Annotated in this window: 13 protein-coding genes; all 13 read left to right on the forward strand. The window is 56.8% G+C overall.

Features of this window, described 5'->3' with window-relative positions; all coding sequences use genetic code 11:
• Nucleotides 1–195 (forward strand): MipA/OmpV family protein (locus R6U41_RS00630; RefSeq protein WP_410267906.1); only part of this gene is annotated, 195 nt, incomplete at its 5' end.
• 146 nt (nt 196–341) lie between these two features.
• The gene (locus R6U41_RS00635) at nt 342–785 is read left to right on the forward strand and encodes an Hsp20/alpha crystallin family protein (protein WP_410267907.1); all 444 of its coding nucleotides are present in this window, start codon (nt 342–344) and stop codon (nt 783–785) included.
• Nucleotides 786–833: 48 nt separating this feature from the next.
• Nucleotides 834–3,185, forward strand: coding sequence for an endopeptidase La (gene lon, locus R6U41_RS00640; protein ID WP_410267908.1), 2,352 nt, complete (start codon nt 834–836; stop codon nt 3,183–3,185).
• 36 nt (nt 3,186–3,221) lie between these two features.
• The gene (locus R6U41_RS00645; RefSeq protein WP_410267909.1) at nt 3,222–3,974 is read left to right on the forward strand and encodes a septal ring lytic transglycosylase RlpA family protein; all 753 of its coding nucleotides are present in this window, start codon (nt 3,222–3,224) and stop codon (nt 3,972–3,974) included.
• Nucleotides 3,975–3,983: 9 nt separating this feature from the next.
• Nucleotides 3,984–6,173: an ATP-dependent RecD-like DNA helicase gene (locus R6U41_RS00650; RefSeq protein WP_410267910.1), complete on the forward strand. Its 2,190-nt coding sequence runs from the start codon at nt 3,984–3,986 to the stop codon at nt 6,171–6,173.
• A gap of 259 nt (nt 6,174–6,432) precedes the next feature.
• Entirely contained in the window at nt 6,433–7,044 is a 612-nt protein-coding gene (locus R6U41_RS00655) for a TIGR04211 family SH3 domain-containing protein (RefSeq protein ID WP_410267911.1), read from the forward strand.
• A gap of 15 nt (nt 7,045–7,059) precedes the next feature.
• Nucleotides 7,060–8,685: an L-aspartate oxidase gene (gene nadB / locus R6U41_RS00660; protein WP_410267912.1), complete on the forward strand. Its 1,626-nt coding sequence runs from the start codon at nt 7,060–7,062 to the stop codon at nt 8,683–8,685.
• Nucleotides 8,686–8,836: 151 nt separating this feature from the next.
• The gene (locus R6U41_RS00665; RefSeq protein WP_410267913.1) at nt 8,837–10,177 is read left to right on the forward strand and encodes a 4Fe-4S dicluster domain-containing protein; all 1,341 of its coding nucleotides are present in this window, start codon (nt 8,837–8,839) and stop codon (nt 10,175–10,177) included.
• Nucleotides 10,178–10,180: 3 nt separating this feature from the next.
• Nucleotides 10,181–11,377: an NADH:ubiquinone reductase (Na(+)-transporting) subunit B gene (locus R6U41_RS00670; protein WP_410267914.1), complete on the forward strand. Its 1,197-nt coding sequence runs from the start codon at nt 10,181–10,183 to the stop codon at nt 11,375–11,377.
• A complete protein-coding gene (gene nqrC / locus R6U41_RS00675) occupies nt 11,370–12,116 on the forward strand; it encodes an NADH:ubiquinone reductase (Na(+)-transporting) subunit C (protein WP_410267915.1) in 747 nt (248 codons plus the stop codon). Before R6U41_RS00670 ends, nqrC begins: the two co-directional genes overlap by 8 nt.
• On the forward strand, nt 12,113–12,736 hold the full coding sequence (locus R6U41_RS00680) for an NADH:ubiquinone reductase (Na(+)-transporting) subunit D (RefSeq protein ID WP_410267916.1): 624 nt from the start codon (nt 12,113–12,115) through the stop codon (nt 12,734–12,736). Before nqrC ends, R6U41_RS00680 begins: the two co-directional genes overlap by 4 nt.
• Before the next feature lie 11 nt (nt 12,737–12,747).
• Nucleotides 12,748–13,356, forward strand: a complete 609-nt coding sequence (nqrE, locus tag R6U41_RS00685; RefSeq protein ID WP_410267917.1) for an NADH:ubiquinone reductase (Na(+)-transporting) subunit E — start codon at nt 12,748–12,750, stop codon at nt 13,354–13,356.
• 12 nt (nt 13,357–13,368) lie between these two features.
• The gene (gene nqrF / locus R6U41_RS00690; RefSeq protein WP_410267918.1) at nt 13,369–14,586 is read left to right on the forward strand and encodes an NADH:ubiquinone reductase (Na(+)-transporting) subunit F; all 1,218 of its coding nucleotides are present in this window, start codon (nt 13,369–13,371) and stop codon (nt 14,584–14,586) included.
• Nucleotides 14,587–14,848 lie beyond the last annotated feature (262 nt).

A 14,848-nucleotide genomic window follows, 5' to 3' on the forward strand; every position in this document is an offset into this window, starting at 1 on the left:
GGCTCTTCCCTGCTGATTTCGGCCAGTCGGCGGTTTGAAAACACTTGGGTGGGCATGTTTGTACGATACGACAACCTGGCCGGTGCCGTATTTGAAGACAGCCCCCTGGTGGAAACCCGCCACAGCTTCATGGCCGGCTGCGGTGTGGCCTGGGTTCTGGGCCGCTCCGAGCGCAGCGTTTCGGCAAAACAATAAATGCCGCCGGCTGCCGGCCAAACGTGGCCCCCTGAAAACTTTACAAATCCGCCAACCGGTGTTAATTTAATGAAACAGAAACGCAGGGGCCTGCAGCAGGCCGGCAACCTTGAAACTTTTAATCGCAAATCCGGGGAGTTCGGCTGATGGAATACATCAAGATTCGATTCACCAATGATTTTAACGAATCCAATTTCCAAAAAAACATTTCGGACCTGTTTCAATCCATGAGCCCGATGTTTTCCTTTTCCTCCCAGGCCACCTGGAAACCTCAGCTCGATATCTACGAAACAGCGGAAAAGATCTACATCACAGCCGAGGTGCCCGGTGTGGACAAGGAGGACCTGGAACTGGAGGTCAACCCCAGGGCCATACGGATCTCCGGCCGCCGGCAGGGACCCCCGCCGGCGCCAAACGGCCGATACCGCCTGGCCGAAATCCAGTACGGCCCGTTTGAGCGAATCCTTTACCTGAAGGCTCCGGTGGATACAGAAAATATCACCGCCAGGCACAAAAACGGATTTCTCTACATCGAGGTCTCCAAACTGCCGTCCCAGAAACGGCAAACCATTCCGATCAGCTCTGACTAGACTGAATCGTTATATCCATTTCACACGGACAGATCTGGAGGCGAATAAATGGCACAAAGCCCGAATCAACAAACTCCGAACCTTGACAATATACCCGAGCAGCTGCCCATTCTCCCGCTGTTTAACATGGTGCTGTTTCCCAAAATGGTCCTGCCCTTAATTGTCATGCAGCAGGAATCCATCCAGCTCATTGACGAGGCCATGTCCAAGGACCGGCTGGTGGGCGTGGTGGCCTCCCGGCACACGGACCCCAAAAACGAATATACTGCAGAGGATCTCTACGAAGTGGGCAGCAGCGCGGTGATCCTGAAAATGGCCAAGGCAGAGGACAACCGCGCCCAGATTCTGCTCCAGGGCATCGGCCGGTTCAAGGTCCGGGAGTATCTGGAAACCCAGCCCTATCTCAAGGCGCAGGTGGAGCATGTCCGCATCGAGGAAGCCCGGGACAAGGAAACCGAGGCCATGATGTCCAACCTGGTTTCCCAGTACCAGCAGGTGGTACAACTGTCCTCGGCCCTGCCCGACGAAATGGGCTCCATGGCCAAGTCCCTGGAGGAGCCCGGCACGCTGGCCGACATGGTCACCTCCACCATAGATTCCGGTGTCCAGGAAAAGCAGGAAGTGCTGGAACTCTTTGACATCAAGTCCCGGCTGCGCAAGGTCACCCAGCTGGTGAGCTACCAGTTTGAAATCCTGGAAATCGGCAACAAGATCCAGTCCCAGGTCAAGGGCGACATGGAAAAGCAGCAGCGGGAATATTACCTGCGCCAGCAGCTCAAGGCAATCCAGCAGGAACTCGGGGAAATGGATGAGTCCGGCAGCGAGGTGGAGGAATACCGCACCAAGATCCATGAAAAAAACCTGCCCGAAGAAGCCAGAAAAGAGGCCGAGCGGGAATTAAACCGGCTGAGCCGAATGCATCCGTCCTCGGCCGAATATTCCGTGGCCCTGACTTATCTGGACTGGATGACCGCCCTTCCCTGGAACAAAACCACAGACGACAACCTGGACCTGGAAAGTGCGGAAAAGGTCCTGGAAAACGATCACTACGGCCTGGAAAAGGCAAAACGCCGGATACTGGAATACCTGGCCGTACTCAAGCTCAACCCGGAAATCAAGGGGCCGATTCTCTGCCTGGTGGGTCCGCCCGGAGTGGGCAAGACATCGCTGGGCAACTCCATTGCCCGGGCCCTGGGACGCAAGTTTGTCCGCATGGCTTTGGGAGGCATCCGGGATGAGGCGGAAATCCGCGGCCACCGGCGCACCTACGTCGGGGCCATGCCGGGCCGCATCATCCAGGGCATCCGCAGATCCGGCTCCAAAAACCCGGTGTTCATGCTCGATGAAATCGACAAGGTGGGCGCAGACTTCCGGGGTGATCCCTCATCTGCGCTTCTGGAAGTACTGGATCCCGAGCAAAACTATTCGTTTACAGACCATTACCTGGACGTGGCATTTGACCTTTCAAAGGTAATGTTTGTCACCACGGCCAATATCCTGGACACCATCCCCCCGGCCCTGCTCGACCGCATGGAGGTCCTGCGGCTGTCTGGGTATACCATGGAAGACAAGCTAAAGATCGCCACGCGCTTTCTCATCCCCCGCCAGAGAACCGCCCACGGCCTGAAAGCCGATCAGATCAACATCACCCCGGGAGCTGTCAAGCACATTATTTCCGGCTATACCCGGGAGGCGGGCCTGCGCAACCTGGAACGGGAACTGGCCAACATCTGCCGGGGCGCGGCCACAAAGATCGCCAAAGAGGAAGCCGAGTTTGTGAAGGTGGGCCGCCGGGATGTTCGCGATTATCTCGGACCGGTGCGCTATTCCTTTGACGAGATCAAAAAACGGGTTGCCACCCCCGGGGTGATCATGGGACTGGCATGGACCGAGGCCGGCGGGGATCTTCTTTTTATCGAGGCCACGGCCATGAAGGGCAGCGGCAAGCTCACCCTTACCGGCCAGCTCGGGGATGTGATGAAGGAATCGGCCAACGCGGCCCTAAGCTATATCCGGGCCAATGCCCGCGTACTCAAGATACCCGAAGATTTTTTTGACAAGCACGACCTGCACGTCCACGTACCGGCCGGCGCGGTGCCCAAAGACGGGCCATCTGCAGGCGTCACCCTGCTGACCGCCATTGCATCGCTTCTGACCAACACGCCCACATCCAAGGACATGGCCATGACCGGGGAAATCACTCTCCGGGGCCAGGTCATGCCGGTTGGCGGAATCAAGGAAAAGGTGCTGGCCGCACACCGGGCCGGAATCAAAAGCATTATACTGCCCAAGTTCAATGAAAAGGACATGGAAGACATTCCGGCCAATGTCAAAGAAGAAATCAAGTTTCATTTTGTGGAGAAAATGCGCCAGGTGCTGCGCATCGCCCTTGGCAAATAATCGGTTGGCCCCAAAAGAACCAAAGGATTTTCTGTTATGACCCTGTCTCCGGGTACGGGCCGGCGGTTTGCCCTGATTCTGGCTTTTGCGGCAGCCGCCGGCCTATGGCTTGCCGGATGCCGGACAACCCCGCCGCCGGCGGAAAAAACATCCAAAAGCTATCAGATAAACGGTCAGTGGTATCATCCCATACCCGACTCCCGCGGGTTTCGCGAATCCGGATACGCTTCGTGGTACGGCCACCCCTTCCACGGCCGGAAAACCGCCAACGGGGAAACCTATAACATGGACGCGCGCACAGCCGCCCACAAAACCCTTCCCATGGGCACGTACGTGCTGGTAAAAAACAAGCGCAACAACAAGCAGACCGTGGTGCGCATCAACGACCGGGGCCCCTTTGTCAAGGGCCGGATCATTGACCTGTCCCGCCATGCCGCCCGACAAATCAACATGATCGGGCCGGGCACAGCACCGGTGGAAATCGCAGTGCTGGAAAAAGACCATCCGCAGCGCCAAAAGGCATCCGGCAGCCACGGCGATTATCACACCGGGGATTTCACCATTCAGATCGGGGCATTTTCGGAAAAGGACCTGGCAGAATCCATTCGTGACACCCTTGCGGGGGATTATAATCCGGTGACCATCACCGAGGTCAACCGCGCTGATGCCACCTTCTACCGGGTCCGGGTGGGCCGGTTTGCCTCCCTGGCAGAAGCCCGGGACACCGAACTGCAACTGATCCGGGCGGGCTATGATAACGCTTTTGCCGTTGCACGCGATGACAGGTAGCCCAAAGCCATGATGGAACTGCAGGGCCGGATCCGGCGGATCACATTTCACAGCACAGATACCCATTACACGGTTGCGCAGATGGAAGCCGGGCCTGACCATGCCGGGGTAACCATTGTGGGACACCTGCCAGGGGCTGCCCCGGGCCAGGCGGTGAAAATCCTGGGCAAATGGGTAACCCATCCGCGCTACGGGGAGCAGTTCGCGTTTCAGCAGGCCCAAATCACCCGGCCTTCAGGCGTGGACGGAATCCGGCAGTACCTGGGTTCCGGTCTGATCAAGGGCATCGGTCCGGGCCTTGCCGAGAGCATTATCGAAGCTTTTGGCACAAAAGCCTTGGATATCCTGGACCACCAGCCCGAGCGGCTCCGTGAAATTTCGGGTATCGGTGAAACCCGGGCTGTGGATATCGGCCGGCAATGGCAACAGCACAGAATCATTGGCGATATCATGGACTTTTTGCAGCAGCATGGCATAGAGGCCGCATATGCCGGAAAGATATTCAGACAGTACGGCGTTGAGGCCATGGAAGTGCTCACCCGGGATCCTTTCCGGCTGGCAGAAGACCTGCCGGGCCAGGGCTTTATGATCGCCGATGCCATTGCCGGCAAGGCGGACCTGCAACCCGATCCGGAGGTGCGGGCTGCGGCCTGCATCGAGCATCTGCTTTACCAGAGCGCATCTTCCGGTCACATGTTTTACCCTGAAGACACGCTATTTCGGAAACTTGAACAAACATTCGGAATCGATCACCAAGCCGCCGGGCTGGGGCTGGAACAATTGTCTGCAGCCGGCAAGGTGTGCATGGAAGCCGGCAATGCGGTTTTGGACCAGTCAGACGACAGATGCCGACATATCTATCTCTCCCTGCTCCACGAGGCTGAAACCGGCATTGCAATGCGCCTTTCGGCCATGATGTCTTCTTGTCCGGACCCGGCTCTTTCAAATAGCATTGATCCGGCAGAACAAATGGAAGACCGGTTTGCCGTCCGGCTTTCAGATGAGCAGAAACAGGCCCTGGAAGGGGTGCTGGCCTCCCCGGTTTCAGTGATCACCGGCGGGCCGGGCACCGGGAAGACCACCCTGGTGCAGTGCATTGCCGCGATTTTCAAAAGCGCGGGCCTTCGGGTCTGCCTGGCGGCGCCTACGGGCCGGGCTGCCCGGCGCCTGACGGAAATCACCGGGAAAAACGCCCACACCATCCACAAGCTGCTGGGCTATCATTTTGAAACCGGCTGTTTTGACAAGTCCCGGGACGATCCTGTTGAGGCAGACGTGCTCATTGTCGACGAAGCCTCCATGATCGATGCGGAGCTGATGTACCACCTTGTGTGCGCCACGCGATTCAATGCCCGGCTCATCCTTGTTGGCGACGTATTTCAGCTGCCTCCTGTGGGGCCGGGAAATGTGCTGGCTGATATCATCGAATCCGGCCGTATTCCGGTGCATTTTTTAACTGAAATCTTCCGGCAGGCCGCCCGCAGCGCCATTGTGCGCAACGCCCACAACATCCGGCGCGGCCGCACGCCTGAGCCCGAAAACATGGATGCAAACAGCAGCGGGCAGGAATTTTGCATTCTCGAGGCCAACACACCACAGGAGGCGGCAAAAGCCATCGTGGATCTTGCCACCCGAACCCTGCCGGATATTTACGGTCTTGTCCCCGGCCGGGACATCCAGGTAGTTTCACCCGTGCATAAGGGTGCAGCCGGCACCATCAGCTTGAACCAAAAGCTGCAAAAGACCCTCAATCCCGGCAGAAAAGGGATCAAGGCCCTGGATCACGAATTCTGCGTCAACGACCGGGTCATGCACCTGAAAAACAATTATGCCAAGGACGTCTTTAACGGCGATATCGGCATCATCACCGGCACGGAACCGATTGATCCGGTTCTCCGCGTGGATTATGACGGCCGGCAGGTTTCCTACGGGGCCGATGAACTCGATGAACTCAGCCTTGGATACGCCATTACCGTTCACAAATCCCAGGGATCGGAATACCCGGCCGTGATTTTGCCCGTGATCACCCGGCATTATGTCATGCTCCAGCGCAATCTGCTCTATACGGCCATCACCCGGGCCAGGCACCTGGTTGTGCTGGTGGGCAATGCCAAGGCTATCGGCGTTGCCCTGAAAAACGACAAGCCCGCGAGACGGCTTTCAAACCTTGCAGCGCATCTGCATGCCTGCGGTCCATAGAAAGATTTTTGCACCACTTGATGTTTGGCAGGAGGCAAGCTCAGAGTGAGGGTCAGGGTTTGTTTTTGAAGCGACATTGAACGTTTTTACGAAAAAATTCAGCCTGACCCTGGGCTTGTCCGGAAACGGGGCCGGAATTTTGTATTGCACCGCGCAGGCAGATTGGGTATGTTTTGTTTTTACATCAAACCTTAAAGGAACCGGTAAGGATATGAAAAAAACGGCCATTGTTTTCGTTCTCGGATTATTGTCAATATGCATGGCAGCTCCGTCCCATGCCGAGACCCGCTATATCGGTGATTTGATGGAAATCACCCTTCGGACCGGTCCCGGTCTGAATTACCGGATCGTCAAGATGCTCAAATCCGGCCGGACTGTGGAAACCCTGGAAACCGAGGATAACTGGACCCGTATTCGCCTCTCAGATGATACCACCGGCTGGGTGTTTTCTCGTTATATCACAAGCTCCAAGCCCAAAAGCCTTGTTGCCGACTCCCTGCAGGAGGAAATCGGGCCATTGCGCACAAAGGTAAAATCTTTAACCGAAGAAAACCAGCGCCTGATCAAACGCAATCAGGAACTGGCCGATGAGCTGAAAAGCACCCGGGAGGAACTCAAATCCCTGGAAAATCAATATGCCACCCTTCAGGAGGAATCCGGAGATTATCTGAAGCTTAAAGACGAGCACGCCAGCCTCACAAAAACCCTGGAAGAAAAAGATCAGCGGATCCAGACCCTGGAAAAGCAGGTATCGGACGCGTTTTTCTCCGCGGGCCTGAAATGGTTCCTGGCCGGGGCCGGGGTTTTGCTGCTGGGAATGATCATCGGAAACCGGATCGCATCCAGGAAAAAGCGCCCTGGCCTGAGATAAAAAAAGAGCCCATCTATGGAACACCGATTTGACTTTCTGGTCATCGGAAGCGGGGTGGCCGGGCTTTTGTTTGCCCTGAAAACCGCCGAACACAGCCGCGTGGCCATTGTCACCAAAAAAGGCCTCACTGACAGCAACACGGTTTACGCCCAGGGCGGCATTGCCGCGGTGCTGGATCCGGATGACACATTTGAATCCCATGTTGCCGACACCCTGGCCTCGGGAGACGGGCTGTGCAACCAAAACGTGGTGGAGATGGTAGTTTGCTCGGCCCCGGAACGGATCCGGGAGCTGACAGAAATCGGCGTGGGCTTTAACCAAAGCAATGACGGCCGGCTGGAACTGGACCTGTGCCGGGAAGGCGGCCACGGATTTAACCGGATCGTGCATGTGGACGACCTCACGGGCCGGGCCGTGGGAGAAGCCCTGGTCAACCGGGCAAGGCATCACGAGCGCATTGACATATTTGAAAACCATATCGCCATTGACCTGATCACCCGCTCCACCCGGCTAAAGCGCGGGCAGACCATCACCGGCCACGAGGATCAATGCTACGGCGCATACGTGCTCAAACGCGATACCGGTGAAATCCACACCTTTCTGGCCAGCATCGTGGTGCTGGCCACGGGCGGTTCCGGCAAGGTCTATGCCTATACCAGCAACCCGGATATCGCCACAGGAGACGGTATTGCCATGGCCTACCGGGCCGGGGCGGCGGTGGCAAACCTGGAATTTGTCCAGTTTCACCCCACCTGCCTGTTTCATCCACAGGCAAAGAATTTCCTGATTTCCGAAACCGTACGGGGAGAAGGCGGAATTCTGCGCAACTCCGATGGCTCCGCCTTTATGGCCGACTACACCCCCCAGCGGGAACTGGCCTGCCGCGACGTGGTGGCCCGGGCCATTGACTCGGAACTCAAAAAACGCGGCGATGAGGCCGTGTTTCTTGACATCTCCCACCGGGACCCGGAGTTTGTGCGCTCGCGCTTTCCCCATTTGTATGCAAAATGTCTGGAATTCGGCTTTGACATGACCCGTCAGGCCCTTCCTGTTGTGCCGGCGGCCCATTACATGTGCGGGGGGGTATCCACGGACATCCATGGCAGAACCAGCATCCAGCGCCTTTACGCCATTGGCGAGACCGCCTGTACGGGTCTGCACGGGGCCAATCGCCTGGCCAGCAACTCCCTTCTCGAAGGACTGGTCTACGCCCACCAGGCGGCCATCCGGGCTGCAGAGGAAATCCGGGAGACGGATTTTTCCGATATCGCCGATATTCCGGTGTGGGATGACCTGGGAACCATGGACAGCGATGAGGCCATTGTCATCGCCCACACCTGGAATGAGATCCGCAGGCTCATGTGGAATTACGTGGGCATTGTGCGCTCGGACAAGCGCCTGGCCCGAGCCCGGCGCAGAATCGAGATCATCAGCGACGAAATCCAGGAATACTACTGGAACTTCAAGGTCACCCCCAACCTCATTGAGCTGCGCAACATCGCCATTGTGGCCGAACTGATCATCCGGTGCGCCATGCACCGCAAGGAAAGCCGGGGCCTGCACTATAACATTGCGTATCCGTACAAAAATGACCAGCGCTGGAAAAAAGACACGGTGCTGCGCCGCCCCTTTGTGGGATAACCCGGCCGATCATCGCACAAAGCATGCCTGCCGGGAAAATTTTTGCAGGATCCGGAATTGCAGTTATACTAGGCAGGACTGAAAACACCATTTCCATTGTACTTGCCAGTGCGCCCGGCAAAGTGCGGAAACCCGGAGATCGAAACCATCCATGAAACGCCCAAGCGCCCAGATATCCTGCGGACTCAAGATTGCCGGCCGCCCGGAGCATTCCGTGGACAAGGCCCCGGAACCCAAAACCGTGGCATCCGCACCTGAACGCATCCCTCTGCTAAAAGCCCGACTGCTGAAATCCAAAGGCGACCGGGTGAGTATCGGCACGCCCCTTTACCAAGACAAACAAAACACCGATATTGTATTTGCCGCGCCCGGGGCAGGAAAAATCGAGGATATTGTCCACGGGCCCAGGCGGGTGATCCGCGAGATTGTCATCCGGCTGGACAAAGAGCAAACCGCTGAAGATTTCATCTCGTATCCGGCCGATAAACTCGCCCGGATGACCCCCGGCGCCCTGACGGAGATTTTGTTAAAAGGCGGTGTATGGCCCCTGCTCAGAGATATAGTCTACCGGGGGGTGGCGGACCCGGGCCGCAGTCCTTCGGCCATCTGGGTGGCAGCCACCAACCAGGACCCATTTCACCCGCCACCGGACACCTGGCTGCAAAGCCCCCAAGACAAACGTTTTTTCCAGACCGGCATCAAGGCCCTGGAGATTTTGTGCAGCAGCGTGTTTGTCTGCTGCGCTGCAGATACCGCCTTTGGCGACGAACAAATTGAAAACATGATCACCCACCGGGTTTCAGGGGGCTATCCCTTTGATGATCCGGCAGTGGTCCATTATCATGCCAAGACCCGCCCGGAGGACAACCATGCCTGGTTTGTAAGCGGCCAGGACGTGCGACTAATCGGCGAGTTTCTGGAAACCGGAAGATTTCCGGTCCGGCGCACGGTGGCCGTGTCAGGGAAGTCCGTCCATGGCCGTTACCGGCAAACCCGTCTCGGCGCGCCCCTGCAAATCCTGGCCGATCCCGGAGAAAACTCCGGCTGCAGATGGGTTGCCGGCGGCTTGTTCCGGGGCTATTCCAGCGGTCCGGATTTTCATCTCGGCTTGTATGAAACCGCCTTGGGCATCATCACGGAATCCGGAAAGCGAGAGATGCTTGGATTCATGCGCCCGGGGTGGAACAAGCCCACATGTTCGCGCACGTTTCTGTCTCTTTTCAACCCCCAACCTTTGCCCGTGGATGCCGACATGCACGGATCCGGGCGTGCGTGCGTGAATTGCGGCAACTGCACCCGGGCCTGTCCGGTCGACATTCTGCCCCAGTTCACCTATAAATGCATCCGGGCGGGGGAAATCGAGGAGTCCCTTTCCCACGGCATGCTCGACTGTGTGGAATGCGGGCTGTGCTCCTATGTATGCCCGTCGAAAATCGAACTGTGCCAGACCTTTCAGGAAACCAAACAGGCCTATTTCAGGCAGCGGATTTAGCCCATGGGATGGATTGAGAAAAATTTGCGCAAAATATTTGACGCGCCCCGCAAACATTTTGAATCCGGGGGCCGGCTGGAAAAACTGGGCCCATTGTTTGAAGCCATTGAAGACGTGTTTTTCTTTCCCGCAGAGGCCACGAAAAACCGCCCCCTGGTGCGCGACAGCCTGGACCTGAAACGGTTTATGAGCTCTGTGCTCGTGGCCCTGATCCCGCCGCTGCTTTTCGGCATCTACAACACCGGATACCACAGCCGCTTGGCATCTGAGATGTCCACCGCGTTTATGCCTTCATTTGCCACGGGTTTGGGCATTGTGCTGCCCATCATCCTGGTATCCTACGCAGTGGGGCTTTTCTGGGAGCTTTTGTTTGCCGCCATCCGAAAACATCCCATCAGCGAGGGATTTCTGGTAACGGGTTTGTTATTTCCCCTGACCCTGCCGCCGACCATTCCCCTGTGGCAGGTGGCCGCCGGCATCACCTTCGGGGTGGTTATCGGAAAAGAAGTGTTTGGCGGAACCGGCAGAAACCTGTTTAACCCGGCGCTGACAGCCAGGGCGTTTGTATTTTTCGCCTACCCGGCCCAGATGTCGGGAAATGCCGTATGGGTGGCTGCAAAGGAAAAGACCGCCGGGGCCGTGGATGCGGTCACAAGCCCCACACCCCTGGCTGTGACCGAACTTCAGGCCCCGTTTAACAGCATCCGGGAAATGCTGACCGACCAGGGCTACACGTTTGCAACCCTGTTTTGGGGCCAGTACCCGGGCACCATTGGTGGCACATCGGCTTTTTGCTCTCTTCTGGGGGCCGGACTTCTCATATTGCTCGGCATTGCCAGCTACCGCACCATACTGGGAGCTGTGGCCGGTCTGCTGGCCACCGGTTTTCTGCTCAACCTGGCGGCATCCCCGGGTACACTGCCCTGGTTTTCGGTCAACCCCTTTTATCATCTGGTGGCCGGCGGTTTTGCCTTTGGAGCGGCCTACATGGCCACAGACCCGGTCACCGCACCGGGAACGGACCGGGCCAAATGGATCTACGGCTTTCTCATCGGGGCGTTGACCGTGCTGATCCGGGTCGTCAACCCGGCGTTTCCCGAGGGCGTGATGCTGGCCATTTTGTTTATGAACATGTTTGCACCGCTTCTGGAGTACACGGAAATCCGGCTGCGGGTAAAAAAAAGGATTCCCCATGTCTGAGACCATCAAATCCATCGGCTTTGCCCTGGGGATGTGCCTGGTCTGCGGGATTCTGCTGACTGCCGCAGCCACGGGGCTGCAGCCGATGCAGGAGAAAAACCGGCTCAGTGACCGGCAGAAAAACGTCCTTTACACCGTGGATCTGGCATTCCGGGACAAGACTTACACCCCGGAGCAGATCCGGGATATATACGAAAAAAACATTGATGAGATCCGGGTGTCTGCCGCCGGCGAAATTGCAGAACCCGCAGAGGACGGGGCCGGGGCCCACGGACAGGTTCTGACCATCTATCTGTATACAAAAAACGGAGAAATTCAAAACTATATCATCCCCATTGAAAGCCAGGGCCTGTGGGGGAAAATTTACGGCTACATGGCCCTGGAAAACGACGGTTCCACCGTGGCCGGCTTTACGGTCTATGAGCACTCAGAGACCCCGGGCCTGGGCGGGGAAATCGAAAAACAGTGGTTCCAGAAAAATTTTGAAGGCAAAAAAATTGTGGACCGCACCGGCCGGTTTGTGGCCGTGCAAATTGCCAAGGGAGACGTAGGCAAACGGGTCCCGGAGGAAAAAAAGCCCCATTACGTCGACGGCATCAGCGGGGCCACCCTCACGGGACGGTTTCTTTCCCAAGGGCTTGAAAAAACCTTGTCCAGATATGAACCGGTATCCCTGTGCTTTCGCAAACAGCGCCTGAGCTGCCGCCTTCAGGAACCAATTGATTCGGGGGACAAATGAAACTGACCCGTACCAAAGCATTTAAAACATTTGCCGGGCCGGCCTGGTATGAAAACCCCATCAACATGCAGATGCTGGGCATCTGCTCGGCACTGGCCGTGACCGTGCAGTTAAAGACCGCCTTTGTCATGACCCTTGCCATGACATTTGTGGTCAGCTTGTCCAATCTGATCATTTCCCTTCTGCGAAACGTGATTCCCGGCAATATCCGAATAATTGTGGAACTGGCGGTGATTGCCTCTTTGGTGATCCTGGCAGACGAATTTCTGCGGGCCTATTATTTTGAAATCAGCAAGCTTTTATCGGTATTTGTGGGCCTGATCATCACCAACTGCATCATCCTGGGCCGGGCCGAAGGCTTTGCCCTTTCCAACCCGCCGCACCTGGCATTTATTGACGGGCTGGGAAACGGTGTGGGCTACGGATCTGTGCTGATGAGCGTGGCCTTGATCCGGGAACTGTTTGGCTCAGGAAGCATTTTTGGATACACCGTGGTGCCCGAGCGTCTGTATGCGGCCGGCTACGAAGACATGGGCCTGATGCTGCTGGCGCCTGCGGCCTTTATCATCATCGGTCTGATGGCTTGGCTGCAGAAATACCTTGTTAATTCAAGAAAATAGCGAAAAAAGGTATGGTCGAACTTCTCAGCCTGTTTTTGAATTCCGTTTTTGCCGGCAATATCCTGCTGGCCTATTTTCTGGGGATGTGCTCGTTTGTGGCGGTGTCAAAAAACATCGAGACCGCCGTCGGCCTGGGCTTTGCGGTTATTTTTGTGCTCACCGTAACCACGCCCGTCAACTGGCTGCTATTCCACGGACTGTTGGCCCCCGGTGCCCTGGCCTGGGCGGGGCTGCCGGATGTGGATCTGAGTTTTTTAAAGCTCATCATATTTATCTCGGTGATTGCCGCCATGGTCCAGGCCATTGAGATGATCATCGACCGATTTTCCGCTGCCCTGTATGCGGGCCTGGGCATCTTTCTGCCCCTGATTGCGGTCAACTGCGCCATTCTGGGCGGCTCGCTGTTTATGGTGGAACGCAACCTGACCTTTATCGAATCGGTGGTCTTCGGCTTTGGCGCGGGTGTGGGCTGGATGCTGGCCATTGTGGCCATGGCCGCAGCGCGCATCAAACTGCGCTACGCGGATCTGCCAAGCGGGCTGGAAGGATTTGCCATTACCATGATTGTTACCGGACTGATGGCCATGGCCTTTATGCTGTTTTCCGGCATTACCATGTAACACGGGGGAGACTTGATTTACCTGATCAGCATCGGCACATTTTCCGGGATCATTCTGGTACTGGTGATTCTGCTGCTGCTCGTGGAATCCCGGGTGGCGCGCAAGGGTCAGCAGCAGATCGTCATCAACGAGGACAAACAAAACCCGGTTTCAGCCAAAGCCGGCACATCGCTTCTGGCCGCCTTAAACCAAAACCAGATCTACCTGCCCTCGGCCTGCGGCGGCAGCGGTTCCTGCGGCCAATGCAAGTGCCGGGTGATTGTCGGCGGCGGCGATATCCTGCCCACGGAGCTGCCCCACCTATCGCGGGGGGAAAAACAGGAAAACATACGGCTGTCCTGCCAGTTAAAAATCCGCCAGGACATGGAAATCGAAATTCCGCCGGAAATCTTTGCCATTGAAAAATACGAAGGCACCGTGGCCTCCAATCAAAGCATCGGCACCTTTATCAAGGAACTGGCTGTCAACATCGACCAGGACCGGGCCATTGAATTTGAAGCCGGCCAGTACATGCAGATCGATATTCCGCCCTTTCAGGTGTCATTTTCAGACTTTGAGATTGAACAGCCCTTTAAGCAGGCTTGGGACCAGTATGACCTGTGGAGCCTTGAGGCTGTCAGCGAAGAGCCCGTATACAGGGCCTACAGCCTTGCCAATCCCCCGTTTGAAGCAAATCCGCTGATGTTTACCATCCGCATTGCCACCCCGCCACCAGACCAGGCCGGCGCCCCGCCGGGTGTGGGCTCGTCTTACATTTTCAGTCTCAAGCCCGGCGACCGGGTGAGCCTGAGCGGTCCGTTCGGTGATTTCCGGGTGGCAGAAAGCCGGCGGGAGATGTGTTTTATCGGCGGGGGCGCGGGCATGGCGCCCCTGCGCGGCCAGATCCGTCAGCAGCTTCTGTCCGTGAAAACCGACCGGCCCATGACTTTCTGGTACGGCGCCAGAAACCGCCAGGAAATGCTCTATGACGCGGAATTCAAAAAACTCGACAAAGAATTTGACCATTTCGCCTATCACGTGGCCTTGTCAGACCCCCTGCCCGAAGACAAGTGGGACGGGATGACCGGGTTTATCCACCAGAGTCTTGAGGCGCATTTTCTCCAGTCCCACCCTGACCCCTCGGAGGTGGAATACTATCTCTGCGGCCCGCCCATGATGCTAAGGGCCTGTCTGGAGACACTGGACAGCTACGGCGTGGAACCCGAAATGATCGCCTTTGACGAGTTCTGATCCTGCCGGCTCCCCCTTGAATATGTATCCTTTTCCCCCGCATCGGCAGCAAAACCTTGCAAGTTTGCAGGAAGGAAGCCGAGAGGGCGGTGGGGCGGGTTTTTTCGCTCCAGATCGTTTTTGCGGATTCAGCCAACGCCTCCGCCGAAATTTCAAAAACTCGGGCTTTCGCCCTCAAACAGTTTGAAATTTTCCGGCTCCGGCATTGGCTGAATTTTCCCGCAAAACCGGTCAATGTCGCTTCAAAAACCCGCCCCACCGC

The sequence above is a fragment of the Desulfosalsimonas sp. genome, assembly GCF_046483245.1.
Classification (GTDB): domain Bacteria; phylum Desulfobacterota; class Desulfobacteria; order Desulfobacterales; family Desulfosalsimonadaceae; genus Desulfosalsimonas.

Excerpts from the sequence above, each read along its gene's own strand:
- nadB (WP_410267912.1), top strand. The coding sequence starts at position 7,060 with ATGGAACACCGATTTGACTTTCTGGTCATCGGAAGCGGGGTGGCCGGG.
- R6U41_RS00655 (WP_410267911.1), top strand. The coding sequence starts at position 6,433 with ATGGCAGCTCCGTCCCATGCCGAGACCCGCTATATCGGTGATTTGATG.
- nqrC (WP_410267915.1), top strand. The coding sequence starts at position 11,370 with ATGTCTGAGACCATCAAATCCATCGGCTTTGCCCTGGGGATGTGCCTG.
- R6U41_RS00670 (WP_410267914.1), top strand. The coding sequence starts at position 10,181 with ATGGGATGGATTGAGAAAAATTTGCGCAAAATATTTGACGCGCCCCGC.
- R6U41_RS00635 (WP_410267907.1), top strand. The coding sequence starts at position 342 with ATGGAATACATCAAGATTCGATTCACCAATGATTTTAACGAATCCAAT.
- nqrE (WP_410267917.1), top strand. The coding sequence starts at position 12,748 with ATGGTCGAACTTCTCAGCCTGTTTTTGAATTCCGTTTTTGCCGGCAAT.
- lon (WP_410267908.1), top strand. The coding sequence starts at position 834 with ATGGCACAAAGCCCGAATCAACAAACTCCGAACCTTGACAATATACCC.
- R6U41_RS00680 (WP_410267916.1), top strand. The coding sequence starts at position 12,113 with ATGAAACTGACCCGTACCAAAGCATTTAAAACATTTGCCGGGCCGGCC.
- R6U41_RS00665 (WP_410267913.1), top strand. The coding sequence starts at position 8,837 with ATGAAACGCCCAAGCGCCCAGATATCCTGCGGACTCAAGATTGCCGGC.
- R6U41_RS00645 (WP_410267909.1), top strand. The coding sequence starts at position 3,222 with ATGACCCTGTCTCCGGGTACGGGCCGGCGGTTTGCCCTGATTCTGGCT.
- R6U41_RS00650 (WP_410267910.1), top strand. The coding sequence starts at position 3,984 with ATGATGGAACTGCAGGGCCGGATCCGGCGGATCACATTTCACAGCACA.